Source organism: Pseudomonas viridiflava, from assembly GCF_001642795.1.
GTDB classification, from domain to species: Bacteria; Pseudomonadota; Gammaproteobacteria; order Pseudomonadales; family Pseudomonadaceae; genus Aquipseudomonas; species Aquipseudomonas viridiflava.
This window is the reverse complement of the sequence record NZ_LKEH01000030.1, coordinates 9,038-26,453: the sequence shown is the minus strand read 5'-3', so window position 1 is coordinate 26,453 and position 17,416 is coordinate 9,038. Positions and strand designations below refer to the sequence as shown.

9 protein-coding genes and 2 pseudogenes are annotated in these 17,416 nt (G+C 57.5%); 10 read left to right on the top strand and 1 reads right to left on the bottom strand.

What is annotated here, in order from left to right:
• The first annotated feature begins 10 nt into the window (after positions 1-10).
• From AO065_RS17590 to AO065_RS27890, 9 genes and pseudogenes are all read left to right on the top strand, one after another.
• Positions 11-529 (top strand): Hcp family type VI secretion system effector, encoded by a 519-nt coding sequence (locus AO065_RS17590; RefSeq protein ID WP_004882969.1) that lies wholly within the window; start codon positions 11-13, stop codon positions 527-529.
• Positions 530-662: 133 nt separating this feature from the next.
• Positions 663-2,705, top strand: coding sequence for a type VI secretion system Vgr family protein (locus AO065_RS17585; RefSeq protein ID WP_004882968.1), 2,043 nt, complete (start codon positions 663-665; stop codon positions 2,703-2,705).
• Positions 2,695-3,438 (top strand): DUF4123 domain-containing protein, encoded by a 744-nt coding sequence (locus AO065_RS17580; RefSeq protein ID WP_004882967.1) that lies wholly within the window; start codon positions 2,695-2,697, stop codon positions 3,436-3,438. The genes AO065_RS17585 and AO065_RS17580 overlap by 11 nt, the downstream gene beginning before the upstream one ends.
• Positions 3,435-8,405, top strand: a complete 4,971-nt coding sequence (locus AO065_RS17575; protein ID WP_004882966.1) for an RHS repeat-associated core domain-containing protein — start codon at positions 3,435-3,437, stop codon at positions 8,403-8,405. Before AO065_RS17580 ends, AO065_RS17575 begins: the two co-directional genes overlap by 4 nt.
• Complete coding sequence (locus AO065_RS17570; protein WP_004882965.1) at positions 8,402-8,872, top strand: hypothetical protein; 471 nt, start codon at positions 8,402-8,404, stop codon at positions 8,870-8,872. The genes AO065_RS17575 and AO065_RS17570 overlap by 4 nt, the downstream gene beginning before the upstream one ends.
• Positions 8,873-9,822: 950 nt before the next feature.
• Positions 9,823-11,355, top strand: a complete 1,533-nt coding sequence (gene rloB, locus AO065_RS17565) for an osmotic stress tolerance membrane protein RloB (protein WP_004882964.1) — start codon at positions 9,823-9,825, stop codon at positions 11,353-11,355.
• Positions 11,355-12,338 (top strand): alpha-L-glutamate ligase-like protein, encoded by a 984-nt coding sequence (locus AO065_RS17560; protein WP_004882963.1) that lies wholly within the window; start codon positions 11,355-11,357, stop codon positions 12,336-12,338. Before rloB ends, AO065_RS17560 begins: the two co-directional genes overlap by 1 nt.
• Positions 12,339-12,691: 353 nt before the next feature.
• Positions 12,692-13,798: pseudogene (locus tag AO065_RS27895) on the top strand (FIST signal transduction protein); the annotation flags it as partial.
• A 555-nt stretch (positions 13,799-14,353) separates the two neighbouring features.
• Positions 14,354-14,710: pseudogene (locus AO065_RS27890) on the top strand (methyl-accepting chemotaxis protein); the annotation flags it as partial.
• A 190-nt stretch (positions 14,711-14,900) separates the two neighbouring features.
• On the opposite strand, the gene AO065_RS17550 reads toward AO065_RS27890, so the two are convergent.
• Positions 14,901-16,382, bottom strand: a complete 1,482-nt coding sequence (locus tag AO065_RS17550) for a YdgA family protein (protein ID WP_032651285.1) — start codon at positions 16,380-16,382, stop codon at positions 14,901-14,903.
• Positions 16,383-16,711: 329 nt separating this feature from the next.
• Between AO065_RS17550 and AO065_RS17545 the strand changes: the two genes are divergently transcribed.
• The gene (locus AO065_RS17545; RefSeq protein ID WP_004882960.1) at positions 16,712-17,401 is read left to right on the top strand and encodes an HAD-IA family hydrolase; all 690 of its coding nucleotides are present in this window, start codon (positions 16,712-16,714) and stop codon (positions 17,399-17,401) included.
• Positions 17,402-17,416: the final 15 nt, after the last annotated feature.

Genomic DNA, 17,416 nt, shown 5'->3' with positions numbered 1-17,416 from the left:
GAGCACCTCCATGGCTACGCCAGCGTACATGTCCATCACCGGCACCAAACAAGGCCTGATCACTGCCGGTGCCTTCACCGCTGATTCGGTCGGCAACACCTACCAGGAAGGTCACGAAGACCAGGTCATGGTTCAGGGTTTCAGCCACGAAGTCATCATCCCGCGTGACCCACAGTCCGGTCAGCCAACCGGTCAGCGCGTTCACAAGCCAGTCAAGATCACCAAGGTGTTCGACAAGTCCTCGCCACTGCTGCTGGCAGCACTGACGTCGGGCGAGCGCCTGACCGAGATCACCATCCAGTGGTACCGCACTTCGGCTGCCGGCACCCAGGAACACTACTTCACCACCAAACTTGAAGACGCGATCATCGTCGACATCAAGGACTACATGCACAACTGCCAGGACCCGGCGAACGCGCACTTCACTCACCTGGAAGATGTAGAGTTCACCTACCGCAAAATCACCTGGACCCACGAAGTATCCGGTACTTCGGGTTCCGATGACTGGCGTTCCCCGGTCGCCGGCTAAGTCGCGCCGACCGCTTCAAGCATCGGCCAGCTCTGCTGGTCGATGTTGTTTACGCCCCTCCAGAATTTCGCGTGTGCCGGGCCGCTTTAGTTGAGCCTCGACGCGCGCAGCAGCACTGCACGAGGAACAAGGGATGTTCGCGCCGGCCAATCAGACTCACTTCAGCCTGACCGTAGAAGGGCTTTCGAACGACCTTCAAGTGTTCGCCCTTACCGGCCGGGAAGCCATCAGCCAGCCATTCGCCTTCGAGGTAGAGCTGGTCAGTGAGCAACCGTCCCTGGACCTCGAAACGTTGCTGCACAAACCGGCCTTTCTGCAGCTTTCGCCTGACGGCAGCGGCATTCACGGCCAGATCTACCGCGCCGCCCAGGGCGATTCCGGCAAGCGGCTGACCCGCTACGCCGTGACCCTGCGCCCACAGCTGGCGTACCTGGCGCACCGCATCAACCAGCGCATCTTCCAGAACCTGAGCGTGCCGAAAATCATCGGCCAGGTCCTCGAAGAACACGGCATTCAGAGCAACGCCTACCAGTTCAAGGTCGGGGCAACGTACCCGGAACGCATTTACTGCGTTCAGTACGATGAATCGGACCTGCACTTCGTCCAGCGCCTGTGCGAGGAAGAAGGTATCCATTACCACTTCCAGCACAGCACCACCGGCCACACGCTGGTGTTCGGCGATGACCAGACGGTGTTCCCGAAACTGGCGCCCGTGGCTTATCAGCAGGACTCCGGCATGGTCGCCAGCGACCCGGTGATCAAGCGTTTCGACCTGCGCTTGGAGACCCGCACCAGCCGCACGACCCGTCGCGACTACGATTTCGAAAAGCCGCGCATGACGCTGGAAAGCGAAAACCGTGGCGACGCACTGCCTGACCTCGAGGATTACGACTACCCCGGCCGCTTTGTCGACCGGGACCGGGGCAAGCACCTCGCCAAGCGAGCGCTGGAGCGTCATCGCAGCGACTACCAGTTGGTCGAAGGCAAGAGCGATCAGCCGTTGCTAGTCAGTGGCCATTTCCTGGCCATGACTCAACACCCCAAGGCCAAATGGAACGACCTGTGGCTGCTCACTGAAATCCTGCACGAAGGCAAGCAGCCGCAAGTGCTGGAAGAGTCGGTCACCAGCGACACGACCGACCTGAAGGATGACTTCCATCAGGGCTACCGCAACCGTTTCCAGGCCACCCCGTGGGACGTGCCGAACCGGCCGCCGCTGGACCACCCCAAGCCACGTATTCTCGGCAGCCAGAGCGCCGTGGTCACAGGCCCTCAGGGCGAAGAGATTCACTGCGATCAGTACGGCCGCGTCAAAGTGCAGTTCCATTGGGATCGCGAAGGCCAGGCCGACGACAAGACCAGTTGCTGGCTGCGGGTCTCATCCGCCTGGGCTGGCGCGATGTACGGCGGCATCGCCATTCCGCGCATTGGCATGGAAGTGCTGGTGACCTTCCTGGAAGGCGACCCCGATCAGCCGCTGATCACTGGCTGCCTGTACCACAAGGAAAATGTCGTTCCGTACGACCTGCCGGCAAACAAGACCCGCAGCACGTTCAAGACCCTCAGCTCACCGGGCGGCGGCGGTTATAACGAACTGCGCATCGAGGACCGCAAGGGACAGGAGCAGATCTACCTGCACGCCCAGCGCGACTGGGACGAGAACGTCGAGCACGACCAGAAGATCCGCGTCGGCAACGAGCGACACGACACCGTCGAGCAGAACAGTTACAGCGAGTTCAAGGCCGAGGAACACCACACCGTCTACGCCGACCGCAAGGTCGAAGCCCGTGCCGACGATCACCTGACCGTGGCGGTCAATCAGCACGTGAAGATCGGCACCGGCCAGTTCATCGAAGCCGGTCAGGAAATCCACCTGAGCAGCGGCATGAAGGTCGTGCTTGAGGCCGGTAGCGAACTGACCCTCAAAGCGGGCGGCAGCTTCATCAAAATCGACGCCAGCGGCGTCACCCTGAGCGGCCCGGTGATCAACGTCAATACCGGCGGCAGTCCCGGCAGCGGCACCCCGGCAGCCCCGCTGATGCCGGGTCCGCTACAGCAGGCCGATGCCGACAAGGCCGGTGCGGTACTGACCCCGGCGCAAATCAACACCCTCAAACGCAATGCACCGTTCTGTGAAGAATGCGAGAAGTGCAAGGACGGTGCCTGTGCGATCTGACCGACTCACGCCACGAGACTGGCTGACGCAACAACCGTTGCGCAAGGACGAACACCTGTACGTGGTCGTCAGCGCCGCCAGTGATGCCGACGCGCTTAAAACCCTGCACATGACTGAGCCAGACGCCGGATTCATTCCGATCTGGGGCGGCACGCCTTATGACACCTGGCAACCGGTGATGCCCTACCTGAGCGAACTCAAGCCTCGATCAGCCTTCCTGACCTGGATTGCTGAAACCGATGCCGAGGACTGGGGCTGGCTGGCCGTTTCGACGCATCCACCGCAGGTGGTGTTCGAACACCTGCGCAGTCTGACCCAAGTGAAGATGCCGGACGGGGCCGAGGTGTTTTTCCGGTTTTGGGATGGGCGGCATATTTATCCGATTCTGAGCGAACTCGGCGCAGAAGCGTCTGAGGTGGTTCCGGTTTTTGATCGTTATCTGATCAACGGACGAGCTTTGACAACCGGTCAGGGGGTCGTCGGTGATCCGATGCCGTTCCCTTGGTGGAGCGTGCCGGATGCACTGATTAAAAAGCTTGCGGGCGACGATCCCAACACTGTCATCGACAACATGATGCAGTGGCTGCAAGAAAATGAAGCCGAACTGTACTTCTCGTTTCCCGAATCCAATCTGCGGCAGAAAGTGGCGCGTTTCGTAAAGCGTACCTCGCTCACGGAAGAAAACTATACCGGGCTCCTGAAAGCCCACTTGGAGAATGAGGTGACCGTATGAACATTTCCATGGGTTCTATCGTCGGCAACCTGACAGCCGAGCAACCCGATGCTCAGGTCATCATCAAGGACTTCAAGAAGTGCCTCGCGGACTACCGCAAACATGCCGAGGCCTGGTATGGCGGTATTCTGGATGCGGAACAGCAGTTTCAGGTAGGCGATGAAGTCGGCACCCAGGACAAGGACAGCAAGAGCAGCGCTGACCTGTATGCGACATGCCCGGCCAACGGCAAACTCAAGCTGGTGCACAGCTTCGAGTCCGCGCGTTTCGTGCCGATCGGCAACACGCCTGTGCGACTTGTGCCTGTGGTCGACGGTTTATTCATGGGCAAGAATGAGGCTGGCGGTCCTATCAACGTGACCATTGGCCCCAGCGGCATCAAAGAAGTCACGGGGCTCAAGCCGAACCAGCAATACAAGATCACTTTTTTCCCCAACCCGACGCCCGCACAGATCGACAGCCTGTTCAACTCATATCAGGGCGTCATAGGTGAGCTTAGCGGCTGGCTGACCACCCAGTGGAGTACGGACTTTCTGCCGCTCTGGCAGGCGCATAGCGACGCGTCCATGACCGGGCGAGCCATGCAGCAACTGGATTCGGCCTGGAAAGGTTTTCTCAAAGCCATCATGGGCTTGTGGGGGGATATAAAAAGTCTCTACAACCTGGTCGCCCATCCCCGGGAAAACTACGAAAAGCTGAAAAAGTTCTTCACCGAGGAAGAAATCAAACGCATCTACAACGCGTCTAAAGAAGCCATCCACACGGCGTTGCTGATTGCCAGCGACGAGCCGCTGATGTGGATCTATGTGGCTGCGATTGTAGCGTGGGTCAAGATGCTGCCGCCGCAGACCTGTACTGAAGTGCTCGCCGAACTGACCACCGAAGTGCTGATGAACATCTTGATCGGCGTCGTGCTGACCGGTGGTATCGGCCTGACTGTAAGGGTTGCCACCAAAGCACTCAAAGCGACGCAAAACAGCGGCAAAGTCATGGCGCTGATTGAAGACTTCACCTCGATGTTGATGAAGCTCAGCCGGAAAAACGCACAGGCTCACGCCGAAACCGCCAAGCCCCTGCTGCTGAATGCAGAGGCAAAGCTGAACCCTGCGCGCAAGACGGATGTCGCCATCGCGCCACCAAAACCGGCTGTCACGGCTACAGCTCCGAAGAAAAAGCCGCCCATTTCCGGCACAGTGGAACCGGACGCGCAGGTTCAGGCACGGGGCAAGAAGAAGAACGCGACAAAGGTCGAACAGAAAGAGCACGTCGACGACGCGCCTGCACAGTCGAAGAACCCGGCTGATGAACCTGCAGAACCTGCGAAGAAAACCTGCACCAACGGCGACCCTGTTTCAATGGTCACAGGGGAAGAGCTTCTGACCCTCACCGACGGTGAGCTCGGCGGACTCTTGAATCTCGAATGGACACGCCTGTACCGGACGAGCGCAGTCGAAATCGATAGCCGTCTGGGCTACGGCTGGAGCCATTCGCTCTCCCACCGCCTGCAACTGGACGATGAGGGTGTGCTCTGGACTGACAACGAGAATCGTCAGACCCGCTTCCCGATGCCGACCGAGCGGCGTCCGGCCATTACCAACAGCCTGGCCAGTGCAGCGATTTTTGTAGGTGATGCCCCAGGCGAACTGATTCTGACCCAAGCGGGACAAAAGCCGCGCTTCTATCATTTCCGCGCCGGTCGGCTGACAACCATCAGCGATGCCTACGATAACCAGCTACATATCGAATACGACCTTGTTGATCGCATCCAGCGTATCGACAACGGAGCAGGACGCTCGCTGCTGTTGCGTTACAACGACCGACACATCGCCTCGGTCGAGTACCAGCAACAACGTCCGGAATATGACGAGCAAGGCAAGCGACAGGATCCATGGCTGACAGTACAGACCCTCGTCACCTACCACTACAACGAGCGACATCAACTGGTCCGCGCCACAAACGCAGCCGGTGAAAGCGAGCACTATCGTTACAGTGATCAGCACGTCATTCTCGAACGGCAGTTGGCCGGTGGTGCCAGCTTCCATTGGGAATGGGAGCGCGAAGGCAAGGCCTCACGCTGCGTGCGTCAGTGGGCCAACTACTCGCAGATGGACATACGCTACGTCTGGAATGACAACGGAACAGCCACGGTCATCAATGCTGACGGCAGCGAACAGGTCTACGTGCATGACACCAATGCGCGGCTGGTCAGCCAAACCGATCCTGATGGCGCAAAATTACAGAAAATCTACGACGAACAAGGTCGTCTGATTGCAGAAAAAGATGCACTCGACGCAGTCACTGAATACCGCTACAACGATGCCGGACGCCTGATCGCCCTCATTCCCTCTGAAGGACTTCCAACCTATTACGGCTATTTCGACGGCCAACTGGTAAGCGTCGAACGTGGCGAAGCGCGATGGAAATACGATCGAAATCGTCAAGGCGACATCACCGTCCAGATCGATCCGGACGGCAACGAAACCCATTACAGCTACGACCTGCACGGTCGCCTGCTGGAAATCCGTCACCCCGACGGCAGTCGCCACACGCTGGGCTGGAACGGCCTTGGCCAGTTGCTCGAAGAGCGCCTGCCTGATGGCGGTCAGCGCAAATACCGTTACGACGCGCTGGGTCGGCAGATCACCCGTCAGGAAGAAACCGGCGCCATCACCCATTACCAGTGGGACGCAGCTAACCGTCTGGCGCAAATCACTTTGCCCGGCGGCGCCACCCGCGCTTTTACCTACAACGCCTATGGCAAAGTCACTGCCGAACGCGATGAGCTGGGCCGCATCACCCGCTATGAATACGCCGACAACCTGCATCTGGTCAGCCGCCGCATCAACCCAGATGGCAGCCAACTGCGTTATCGCTACGACAATGCCCGCCTGCTGCTCACCGAAATCGAAAACGAGCGCGGCGAGCACTATCACCTCGACTACTACAGCAATGGTCTGATCCAGCGGGAAACCGGCTTCGATGGCCGCACTACCGCCTATGAATACGACCTCAACGGCCAGCTGCTCAAGAAAACCGAGTTCGGCGACGACGGCAGCGAACTCGTCACCGAGTATCAGCGCGACAGCGCTGGCCGCCTGCTGGTCAAAACCCTGGCCGATGGCAGCGCGGTCCACTACCGCTACGACGCTCTAGGCCGCCTGGTCAGCGTCGACGACGGTCACTGGCCGCTCGCTTACGAATACGACCTGCAGGATCGCCTGATTACCGAGCATCAGGGCTGGGGCACCACGCGTTATGAGTACGACGCGCTTGGCCAGTTGAGTCATTGCCGCCTGCCTGACGGCAGCAAACTCGATTACCACCACCAGCGCGGCGGCCAGCTTGGCAGCATTGACCTCAACGGCTCGCGCCTGACCACACACCAGTTCATCGCCGGTCGCGAGCAGCAACGCCAGCAGGGTCTGTTGCTCAGCCAGTATCAGTACGATGACCAGGGCCGCCTTCAGGCCCACAGTGTCAGCCAGCAGGACCGCAACCTGTTCCACCGCCACTACGCGTACGACGCAAATGGCAATCTGGCAGGCGTCAACGACAGCCGAAAAGGCAACCGCAGCTTCCACTACGACCCGCTGGATCGCCTGATCAGCGTGCGCGGCAGCACACCGGAAAGCTTCGCCCATGACCCGGCCGGCAACCTGCTCGCCCAGAACGACCTGCCCGTCGCCAACCTGGCCAACGTCAAAGGCAACCGCCTGCTCATGCAGGGCGACCGGCACTACGACTACGACGCCTACGGCAACCAGATCCGCGAGCGACGCGGCACCGGCCAGAAACTCGTCACCGAATACCGCTACGACTGCCAGCACCGCCTGATCGGCGTCAGCCTGCCGGGCGGCAGTACCGCGTCCTACAAATACGACGCCTTTGGCCGCCGCATCGAAAAGACCGTCGATAGCCATACCACCGAATTCCTCTGGCAAGGCGAACGGCTCATCGCCGAAAGCGCAACCAACCGTTATCGCACCTACATCCACGAGCCGGGCACCTTTCGCCCCTTGGCAATGCTCGATGGCGAAGGTCCGCTGAAGGCCCAGCCGTTCTACTACCAGCTTGACCACCTCGGCACCCCACAGGAACTCACCGATTACAGCGGCGAGATCATGTGGTCGGCCAAATACCGGGCTTACGGCAACCTCGCCACCCTCGACATCGCCGAAATCGACAACCCGCTGCGCTTCCAGGGTCAGTACTTCGATGCCGAGACGGGCCTACACTACAACCGCCATCGCTATTACAATCCGGGCACTGGACGGTTTCTGACACCGGACCCGATCAAACTTGCGGGTGGGTTGAACAACTACCAGTACGTGCCTAACCCGACGGGGTGGGTGGATCCGTTGGGGTTGAGTTCGGCTTGTCCAGGACCTGATTGTAAGCTTCCTACAAACTCCGCGAACGCTACTAAACCTGACCACTTACCAATGACTCAGGAAAAGTTCGACGAAATTATCGACATGGACAAAGCGGATCGGCCACCGAATCCTGGCGACTATCTTCCAGAGAGTTATGTAACCGCTCATCGGGAGCTTTTTGCAAAAGAAGGTGGGTCGTTTGTCGTAATTGAAAGTTGGATCACCGGATCGAGATTCCCGGATTTTCCGCAACGAAAATTTGTAGGATTAACATCGGAAATGGAAAGTGTTGTTGCGAAATATAAAGCATCAGGTAATGACTGGAAAGTCCTGAATGAAGAACTAAATCTTGGCGCAAAGAATCTTGATGGAGAGGGCATATGGATTGTCAAAATAAAACCAGATGACCCGCGATTTAGTTATGAGATGCCAAATGGACGAGAAAATGGCGCCTATCCTAATGAATGGGTTCCAGGTGGAGCGACCAAAAGCGGAACAAAGGAGGCCGCTCTAATTGGTTCAGAAAAGGTAACCCATAACAGTGACGTTGGAACATTATTGAAGAATTTTGAAGACTGGGAGCAACTTCAATGACAACTACTTTCGAAACAGCATTAGATAGACATGAAATATCTGAATTCTTCAAAGGTGAAGGCATCTATTTCGCCAGAGGCTCTGACTGGGGAGATCACCTCTATATCAGTAATTGGCAAGAGATGTGCGGCTTCTTGAAAAATCAGAAAGCAGCGCAAAGCCTACTAACTAGCATTTTCGATGATTACGTGAAGTATCTGGAAGAAAATTACTTAGATGCGCACGGATTACTTTCTAACATAAGCGCTTATTATATCCTCAGAAAAAAACTTCCTTTACTATCAGACAACCAATACGACCTTATTGAAAGCCTTGACAAAAAAAGCAAGAAAAATATAGGGGTCTTATTTAGATTGCTAAGAAAAGAATATGATAAAAAAGCTGAAAACCTGCAGAAATACACATTTGAAGAAGAAATCTTACGATTGAAAAACAATGGATGCAAAGCCAACCTCGAGAGCCTTTAAATGCTTATACCTAGAATACCACCTGACGCCTTTTTTATTTAAAACATAATTGGAAGTTAAGTCAGACCTACAACATAGAGTCGACACCTAGCGAAAGAAAGATAGCGAGCTAAAAATTGCATTAATAGATTCAGAAAAATTGTTAATTATAAAGAGCTAGCGAACACTCAGGACAACTTTAAGAGTGAGAGCAACTTAGATGATTATTAACTTTCAAAATCTTTCGGAAAGAGTATACCGCTCAAAACATCGGAAAACCTGTTATCACGCTAAATCATTTGCTGGATAGAATCCGCACCAATGGATGCGGGGTGAATGTAGAGAAACTCTGGTAGCTAACAACGAAACATGCTCGGCATAACACCGCTCGCGGTACATGAGCTCAAGCCGATCGAGGATCTGCTGCACATGTACGGTTAAGCGATTAAGGCGCTTCCCCCGTACTGATCCTCCTCCAGAGGCCCACGCTAAAATCGCCTCCATCACCAGCAGATAGAGGTATCCAAGCCTGCGGAAATAGCAATATGCTACCCGCCACGAAGGAATCAAATTTCCGAGTCATGCTTATTCAATGGATGGAATTCAATGCATGCTGGACGCTAAAGCCCCCACCACCACTCTGCCTGAAGGCCCCTCTGCTGATTGTCGGATGCATGGCCCCATCAGGCGTGATCAGCCCTTCCTTTCAGACTCAGATCAGGGTCGTGCCTGTCCTGATCTGTACGCGTCAAGAGCGTGCCATCCCGCTTTGCAACGATCAAAACGTTCTTTGCAGATGTCGGCAGCGGAAACTGGCTGTTTAACTATCCGGCCAATCCTGCCTGGGATGTCAGCACGCGATTGCTTGTCTGGCCATCCGCACACGATGCTGAAGATGATGGTCTGCTCACACGGACGTAGTACCTCGATATCAACACTCACCTCGTCATCGCTCAACGCAGAGTAAAGCCATGCGCGCCACCTCACTCCACCTGAAGTTTCTGATCGCGATTCTGACCCTGCTTGGGATCGGAATTACGGCCTATCAGATTGCCGTTCTCGGCATCCCGATGACTCAGAATGAAACCGATCATCTCTGGAACATTGATGCCAAGGTAGAGTTTCAGGCCAATGTCGGGGACGCGATCAAGGTTCAGATGTTCTTGCCTTCGCTGACATCGGACTACGTAAACCTCAACGAAAGCTTCATTTCCAGGAACTATGGCGTGAGCGTCAATGTGGTGGACGGCAATCGCAAGGCGACCTGGTCATCGCGTCGGGCCAAGGGGACTCAGGAGCTGTATTACCGGCTGGTGCTGACCGAGCGATATCGTGGAGAGAAGCCCAAGGAAAAAGGACCGATCTATCGCGACAGTCTGCCGGTTGCGGGTGCAGAGAAAATCGCGGCAGAGGCTCTGGTGGCGCCGATCCGCCGGCATTCCGCCGATGTCGAAACCTTCATGAGCGAGGCCATCAAGCGCGTCAACGATACGGGTAACGATGACGCGAGGTTCCTGCTGGCTGGCAATACGTCGGTAGAGAAAAAAGCGCAGATCACTGAGTTGCTGCTCTCGCTCGCACATGTTCCGATGGAAAGAGTCCACACGATCCGGCTGGTAGCCGATCAGCCGCAAACACCCGAACTCTGGCTGCGCAGTTTCAATGGCAAGAAGTGGCTGTACTTCAACCCGGACACAGGCCAGGCCGGGTTACCGGATGACAGGCTGTTGTGGTGGATCGGTAACGAAGACCTGATCACTGTCGATGGCGGAAAGAACGCAACGGTAAGCTTCAGCCTGAACAACAGCGAAATGAACGCCATGCAGTTGGCCAAGCTGGCGGACGCAAGCGCAGAAAAAAGTTTTCTGTCCTATTCGTTGTACGGTCTGCCGCTGGAGACTCAGAAAACATTCATGATCATGATTGTGATCCCGGTCGGCGTGCTGGTGATTTTGCTGCTGCGCAACTTGATCGGTCTTCAGACACTGGGCACGTTCACCCCGGTGCTCATCGCGCTGGCGTTCAGGGAAACCCAACTCGACTTTGGCATTCTGCTGTTCACGGGCATCACCGCATTGGGCCTGATGCTTCGCTCTTATCTTGAACACCTGAAACTGCAGATGCTGCCTCGCCTGTCCGTAGTGCTGACCTTTGTCGTGATATTGATTGCCGCGGTCAGCCTGCTCAGCCACAAGCTGGGGTTGGAGCGCGGGCTTTCGGTGGCTCTGTTTCCGATGGTGATTTTGACGATGACCATCGAGCGCCTGTCCATTACCTGGGAGGAAAGCGGCGGCGGGCACGCCCTGAAAGTTGCAATCGGCACCCTCTTCGCCGCGTCGCTGGCACACATCATCATGAGCGTGCCGGAGCTGGTCTACTTCGTCTTTACCTTCCCGGCCGTGCTGCTGGTCCTGACCGGCTTTATGCTGGCGATGGGTCGCTATCGCGGCTATCGCCTGACAGAGCTGGTCGAGCTGAAAGCGTTCGTGGAGAGAAAAGCCTAATGACCGGCCTGTGGAAAATCCGCAAGGCCCTGAACGCATGGGGCATACCGGGCATCAATCGGCGCGATCTCGACTATGAACTCAAGTACAACAAGCGCAGGCTCAGCAAGTTGGCCGATGACAAGATCCTTACCAAGGAACGGGCGACGCAGGCGGGCCTTGAAGCGCCGCAGACCTATGGCGTCATTGCCATTGAAAGAGAGATCAGAAAGCTCGGCCAGATTGTCGACGGGCACAGTGACTTTGTCATCAAACCTGCCCGAGGCACGGGCGGAAAAGGCATTCTGGTTATCACCGAACGCTTCGAAGACCGTTATCGAACGCTGTCCGGGCAGATCGTCACCCACGCGGACATTGAGGACCATGTTTCAGACATCCTCAGCGGAGCCTATTCGCGGGGCGACAAGGATCGTGCGCTGGTCGAGTATCGGGTTATTCCGGACGACGTCTTTCAAGGCTTCAGCGGTGACGGGGTTCCGGACATTCGCGTTACCGTGTTGATGGGCTACCCGGTGATGGCCATGCTGCGTATTCCCACGCGGCAATCGGCCGGCTGGACCAGTCGGCAACCGGACGCCATCGGTGTCGGGATCGACATCGCGTCTGGCATGACCTTGCGAGGTACCTGGCTCAAGGATATTGGAAAGCCTCTGGACAAGACTGAGGTTGTCGAAGGTTTCCGGCTGCCGGCCTGGAACGACTTCATGAAGCTTGCTGCCAGGTGCCACGAGCTTTGCGGGCTGGGTTACATCGAAGTGGACATGATGCTGGATCAGAATCTCGGGCCTCTGGTTATTGAAATCAACGCCCGACCCGACCTGAGTGCACAGATCGCCAACGAATGTGGCCTGGCCTGTCGAGCCGAGGGGGTGGAGGCTCGCATCAGAGAACTGGCTCGAGGCGGCGCTGCTGACACTCCGGAGCAGCGAGTGCTTTTCGCACAGAAGTTTCTGGGGCAGATCAGCAGCAGTGTGCAGCGTTAGAGGCCGGATATCGCCCCACGCTCCGTCCTCATCGTTATACACAAACCCACCTCAACACTGATCGTGTCCATCGCGTGGGCATGCAGCCCGTGAAGCTCTGCGCCACATTCGAGAGCGGACGCGGAGCGTCCTGAGAGGCGTTACCACGCTGGAGCGTGGGAACGATCAGCGTGACAATGAGCGCTCCGTCTGGGCACCTCTTTAAAACACAGTCGGAAACCACCCATCCAAAATCCCGACCATTCGGACAGTTTTTCACCCGTCAGCCCTACCGCAATCCCCCTCCCAGCCGATGAAAAAGAATCTGACCGCATCCCCCGCGGCCCCGCTTCCTACCTTCTTCGGACTCAATCATGAGCTTTCTATCCCGTCTTCGGACCACTACCACGCGGACCGGCGGCGTTCTCAGTGTCATTACCTCTGCCCGCGAGCTGAGTGCAAAACTCTCTGCCCTGAGTTTCGACCCGGTTTACCTCACCGGTTTCGTCTCGCCGCATGTCGATTTCGATCAGGTCGCGCGGTCTGTGGCGGCGCGTTTTCCGAATGCCAAAATCAGCTTGTGCACAACGTCGGGCGAGTTGTGTTCGAGTAACGATTCGCTGTATTGCGCAGCTGACAATCAGTGGGATCGGATCGTGCTGGCGTTGTTCGACGCCAGCGTGATCAAGAGTGCCGAGGTGGTGCACATTCCGTTGCACAGTGAGGACATTCGCGGCGCGGGCAAGCGGCTTTCCATGCGTGAGCGTATTGCGCGGCTGACCGACTCGATCAAGCGCACGCAAGTGAGCACGCCTATCGATCATCGCGACACGCTGGCCTATGTCACGTTCGACGGGTTGTCGGCGTCGGAGTCGTTTTTCATGGAAGCGCTGTATGAGTCCGGGCGCTTTCCGTGTCTGTTCGTCGGAGGGTCTGCGGGTGGCAAGGGCGACTTTCAGAAAACGTTGATCCACGACGGCAAGCGCAGTTACGAAAACCACGCTCAGGTGGTGTTCCTCAAGAGCGCGAAGAATGTGCGTTTCGGGGTTTTCAAAAGCCAGAACTTCGAGCCTACGTCACTGAGCCTGAGCGTGCTGACCGCGTCGCTGGAAGAGCGTTACATCAGCCAAGTGGTCAACGCGCGTGGCGAGATCAGCACCATGGTGGCGGCACTGTGTGACGCGTTGCAGTGCGAGCGGCGTGATCTGGAAAGCAAGCTGGCGCAGTACTCGTTTGCCATCCGGGTGGGCGAGGAACTGTTCGTGCGTTCCATCGCGCGTATTGATTACGAAAGCGAGCGGGTCCACCTGTTCTGCGACGTTGCGCCGGGCGAAGAGCTGGTGATGGTCAAGCGAACATCGATGATCGACAGCACACGCAAGGACTTCGCCCGCTTCCTGCAGGGCAAGTCCGGCAAGCCGTTGCTAGGGTTGTTGAGCGACTGCATCCTGCGCCGCCTGAACAACGGCAGCGAACTGGGCCGCATGAACGATGTGTTCGGCGACACGCCTGTCGTGGGCTTCTCGACCTTCGGGGAGATCCTCGGGCTGAACCTCAATCAGACGCTGACCGCGGTGTTCTTTTTCAAGGTGCCTGAGGGCCAGTCCTTCCGCGACGACTACATTGACAACTTCATCGCCTACTACGGTGAGTTCAAGGCGTTCTTTCTGCGTCGGCAGATCAAGAAACTGGCGGGCCTGAGCCATGTGGTGGTCAAACAGATCGATCAGTTCAAACAGCGCAACTTCGTCCAGTCCATTGATCCCAGCGGTCTGGATGAGCAGATTCGTCCGGTGTTCAGTGGCCTGAGCGATCTGGGCGATGTGCTGGTCAAGGCTCACCAGGACCAGGAAGAGATTGCCGGGCAGCTGCGCCACTACTCAGGCGAGTTGCACGTCTCGATGGATGAACTGACCCAGACGATCACGCATCAGGAGAAGGTCATCGACAAGGCGGGCGATACCGTCAAAAGCCTGGTCAATCAGGCCGACGAAGTGGTGTCGGGTTCGCGGGAACTGGCCAAGTCCAGCCTGCGCATCCAGTCGGTGGTGCAGACGATTCAGCAGATCGCCGGACAGACCAACCTGCTGGCGCTCAACGCCGCCATCGAAGCGGCACGCGCAGGCGAGATGGGCCGTGGCTTTGCAGTGGTGGCCGACGAGGTTCGGCAATTGGCGCAGAAGACCTCGCAGAACGCCAACGACATCGGCACCGATATCGAGCGTCTGGCTGAAGAGATTCGCAAGGTCGCCCAGCATATCGAAGAGCAGTCGGCCGAGGTCGGCACGCTGACCGGGTTGTTGAGCGAGCTGGAGGGATCGAGCGACATGACGGCGGGAACATCACAACGCACCCGGCAGTTGGCGGATACCTTGGTGGGGCTGACTCAGTAGCGAAAAAACCCGGTGCCACCGGATATCAGGACTTCGCCTCCTGTCACAACTGTCACAACTGTCACAACTGTCAGTAGATGTTCTCTGCGGATTTTCGAGCACTGGAAGTCATAAGAACGCTGATGCGGGACGTGTCCCTCAAGAAGGCGTAGCCCGAGGCTGCGGTTGCAGCCCCGAGCGACACGCAGGCTTACTGGGCGCCCAGTGCGCCGACTTTGCCCATGACCGTCGCCATGAACTGCTGCAGGGTCATCTTCTGGCCGTTGAAGTCGACCATGTTGTTGGCGTAATGCAGGTCGGAGACGATGGTTTCGCCCTCGACCTTGGCCAGTTGCATCATCTCGGCCATCGCGCTGGCCATGTCACTGGCAGCGCTGGCCTGATCGGCGATGGCCTTCAGGTCGGTCTGGCCTTCACGAATGGCCTGCTGGGTGACGATGTCGCGGATCATCGGCTTCGAAAGCACGACCTTGGCGTTGACCTCGCCTACCGTTTTCACAGCCAGCGCATCAGCGGGCTGATCAAGCGAGCCCGGATCGGTCAGGTCCACCGCGATCTGCATGTGGCTTTCGCCGTTGGCGGTCTTGAGCGAGAGTTTCTCCAGTTCGATACGAGGCTTGCCGGCCAGCAGCGTTTTCGTCTGGGTGTTCATCACTTCACGCTCGGCAGGCGTCAGTTCGAGCTGCAGCGGACGCTCGGCCAGAATCGCGGCCTGCTGTTGCGGCAGGATGGTGTTCTGGTAGAGCTGGTACAACGCCTGAGTGGCCACCGCATTGAAGTTGGCGATCTTGATACCCAGATGGGCGGCACCGACGTCCTTGCCGCCATAGGCGATCATGCCGATGTCGTAGTTGACCTGTGCGGCAAAGTTACCGGCATCTTCCTGAGCGAGGTTGGTGTTGGTGAAATCCTTGAGCTGCACCTGCGGCTTGCCGACCAGCTGGAACGCGGCGGCCTGAATTTTCATGTTGGTATGGCCCAGGTAAAACCCGGATTTACCCTTGGTGCCGCCGGTGTCGAACGTCATGCCTTTGACTTCGATGTTCACCGGACCATCAGGCGACAGGACATTCAGCTGCAGGTTGTCCAGGCTGCCGTCGAGGTCGAACTTCTGAGCGTCGGCGGAGGACGCGGCATTCACAGTCATGCCGGAGAATTTGAACGTACCGTCAGTTTCGTTCATTTCCAGCGGTGCCAGTTGCACCCAGCCTTTGGTGGCGCGGTCATAACCGATGCTGGCCTGACCCTTGAGGGGCGATACGTCCTTGCTCAGCGCAAACCATTTTTCCGAGCTTGGGCTTTTCTCCATCTCGAAATTGCTCAGCGCCATCACAGGCAGCAGGTTCAGGGTCTTGAGGCGGGACAGCGGGATCGGCCCGTGCTGGATGTGATCGACGAACAGGAACTGCCCGCCCTGTGTGCTATCGGACAGGTTCTGGATATCGACGCGGTAGTGCGCGGTGCTGCTGAAGAAATGGCGCTCAAGGGAGAGCATTTCGAGCTTGACGCTGGTGTCGGTGCCCTTGAACGACTTCGCCAGTTCCTGGTTGGCCTGGCTGATGGAGTCGTTCAACGCGCCTTCCAGTTGAGTACCGGTGTACCAGGCGCCAGCCGTCGCCAGAGCTCCTGCCACGACGATCACGCCAACCGCTATACCTGCTGATTTATTCATAGTGACTCGAAGATGTCCGTTCTGATGATGAGAAGTCGTCCCTGAAATCACAGTGTGTTCACACCTGTGAGTCGCGGGTCGACAGAGCCTGCAGCGCTGCCGAAAAGTCGCGAGAGATTATCACCGCCAGCTCGCGACAGCCCAGCATTGTTGGTCAGTTCTGTGTGCGTTTGCACTTATTGAGTGCCCCTTGGACATGGCCTTCTGCCTTTTGTTGCGAACAGGCCGTTCTGAAACTGCCTTCAAGACACGCTCCTTAAAACATGGGGTAGCCATGGTCTTGGCGGAAACGTTAGGCTGAAACGAATTTGCTGACCGGACGGAATCACATGAGCACGACGCAGAACCCACGCGGCCCGATCAAGGCCGTCATTTTCGATATGGACGGCCTGCTGCTCGACAGCGAAGGCATCTACACCGAAGTTACTCACGCCATCGCCAGCCGCCACGGCAAGACGTTTGACTGGGCGATCAAGCAGCACACCATCGGCCGGGGCGCCACCGACTTTGCGGAGTACGTGACCAAAACACTCGAGCTGCCGATGACCGCCGAGGAGTTTCTGGAGATTCGCCAGCCGATGCTCGACGAGCGCTTCCCGCATTCGCCTGCCATGCCGGGTGCCGAGACGCTGGTGCGTCATCTGGCCGAGCACAACATTCCGATCGCCGTGGGCACCAGTTCGTCGGTGCATTACTTCCACGCCAAGACCACGCTGCACCGCGCCTGGTTCGAGCTGTTCGAAACCGTGGTGACCGCTGATGACCCGGACGTGACGGCCGCCAAGCCGGCGCCGGACATTTTTCTGGTAGCCGCGCGCCGTCTGGGCGTGGACCCGGCCGATTGCCTGGTGTTCGAGGACTCGCCGTTCGGCGTCACGGCAGCCAAGGCGGCGGGCATGTATGCCGTAGCAGTGCCTGATTCGCACATGCCGCGTGAACAGTATGAGCATGCGGATCTGGTCATTGATTCACTGGCCGAGTTCTCGCTCAAGGACTGGGGACTGCCGGATATCGGCTAAGCAGCCCTGTCGCTG

Excerpts from the sequence above, each read along its gene's own strand:
- AO065_RS17570 (WP_004882965.1), top strand. The coding sequence starts at position 8,402 with ATGACAACTACTTTCGAAACAGCATTAGATAGACATGAAATATCTGAA.
- AO065_RS17560 (WP_004882963.1), top strand. The coding sequence starts at position 11,355 with ATGACCGGCCTGTGGAAAATCCGCAAGGCCCTGAACGCATGGGGCATA.
- AO065_RS17545 (WP_004882960.1), top strand. The coding sequence starts at position 16,712 with ATGAGCACGACGCAGAACCCACGCGGCCCGATCAAGGCCGTCATTTTC.
- rloB (WP_004882964.1), top strand. The coding sequence starts at position 9,823 with ATGCGCGCCACCTCACTCCACCTGAAGTTTCTGATCGCGATTCTGACC.
- AO065_RS17550 (WP_032651285.1), bottom strand. The coding sequence starts at position 16,382 with ATGAATAAATCAGCAGGTATAGCGGTTGGCGTGATCGTCGTGGCAGGA.
- AO065_RS17590 (WP_004882969.1), top strand. The coding sequence starts at position 11 with ATGGCTACGCCAGCGTACATGTCCATCACCGGCACCAAACAAGGCCTG.
- AO065_RS17575 (WP_004882966.1), top strand. The coding sequence starts at position 3,435 with ATGAACATTTCCATGGGTTCTATCGTCGGCAACCTGACAGCCGAGCAA.
- AO065_RS17585 (WP_004882968.1), top strand. The coding sequence starts at position 663 with ATGTTCGCGCCGGCCAATCAGACTCACTTCAGCCTGACCGTAGAAGGG.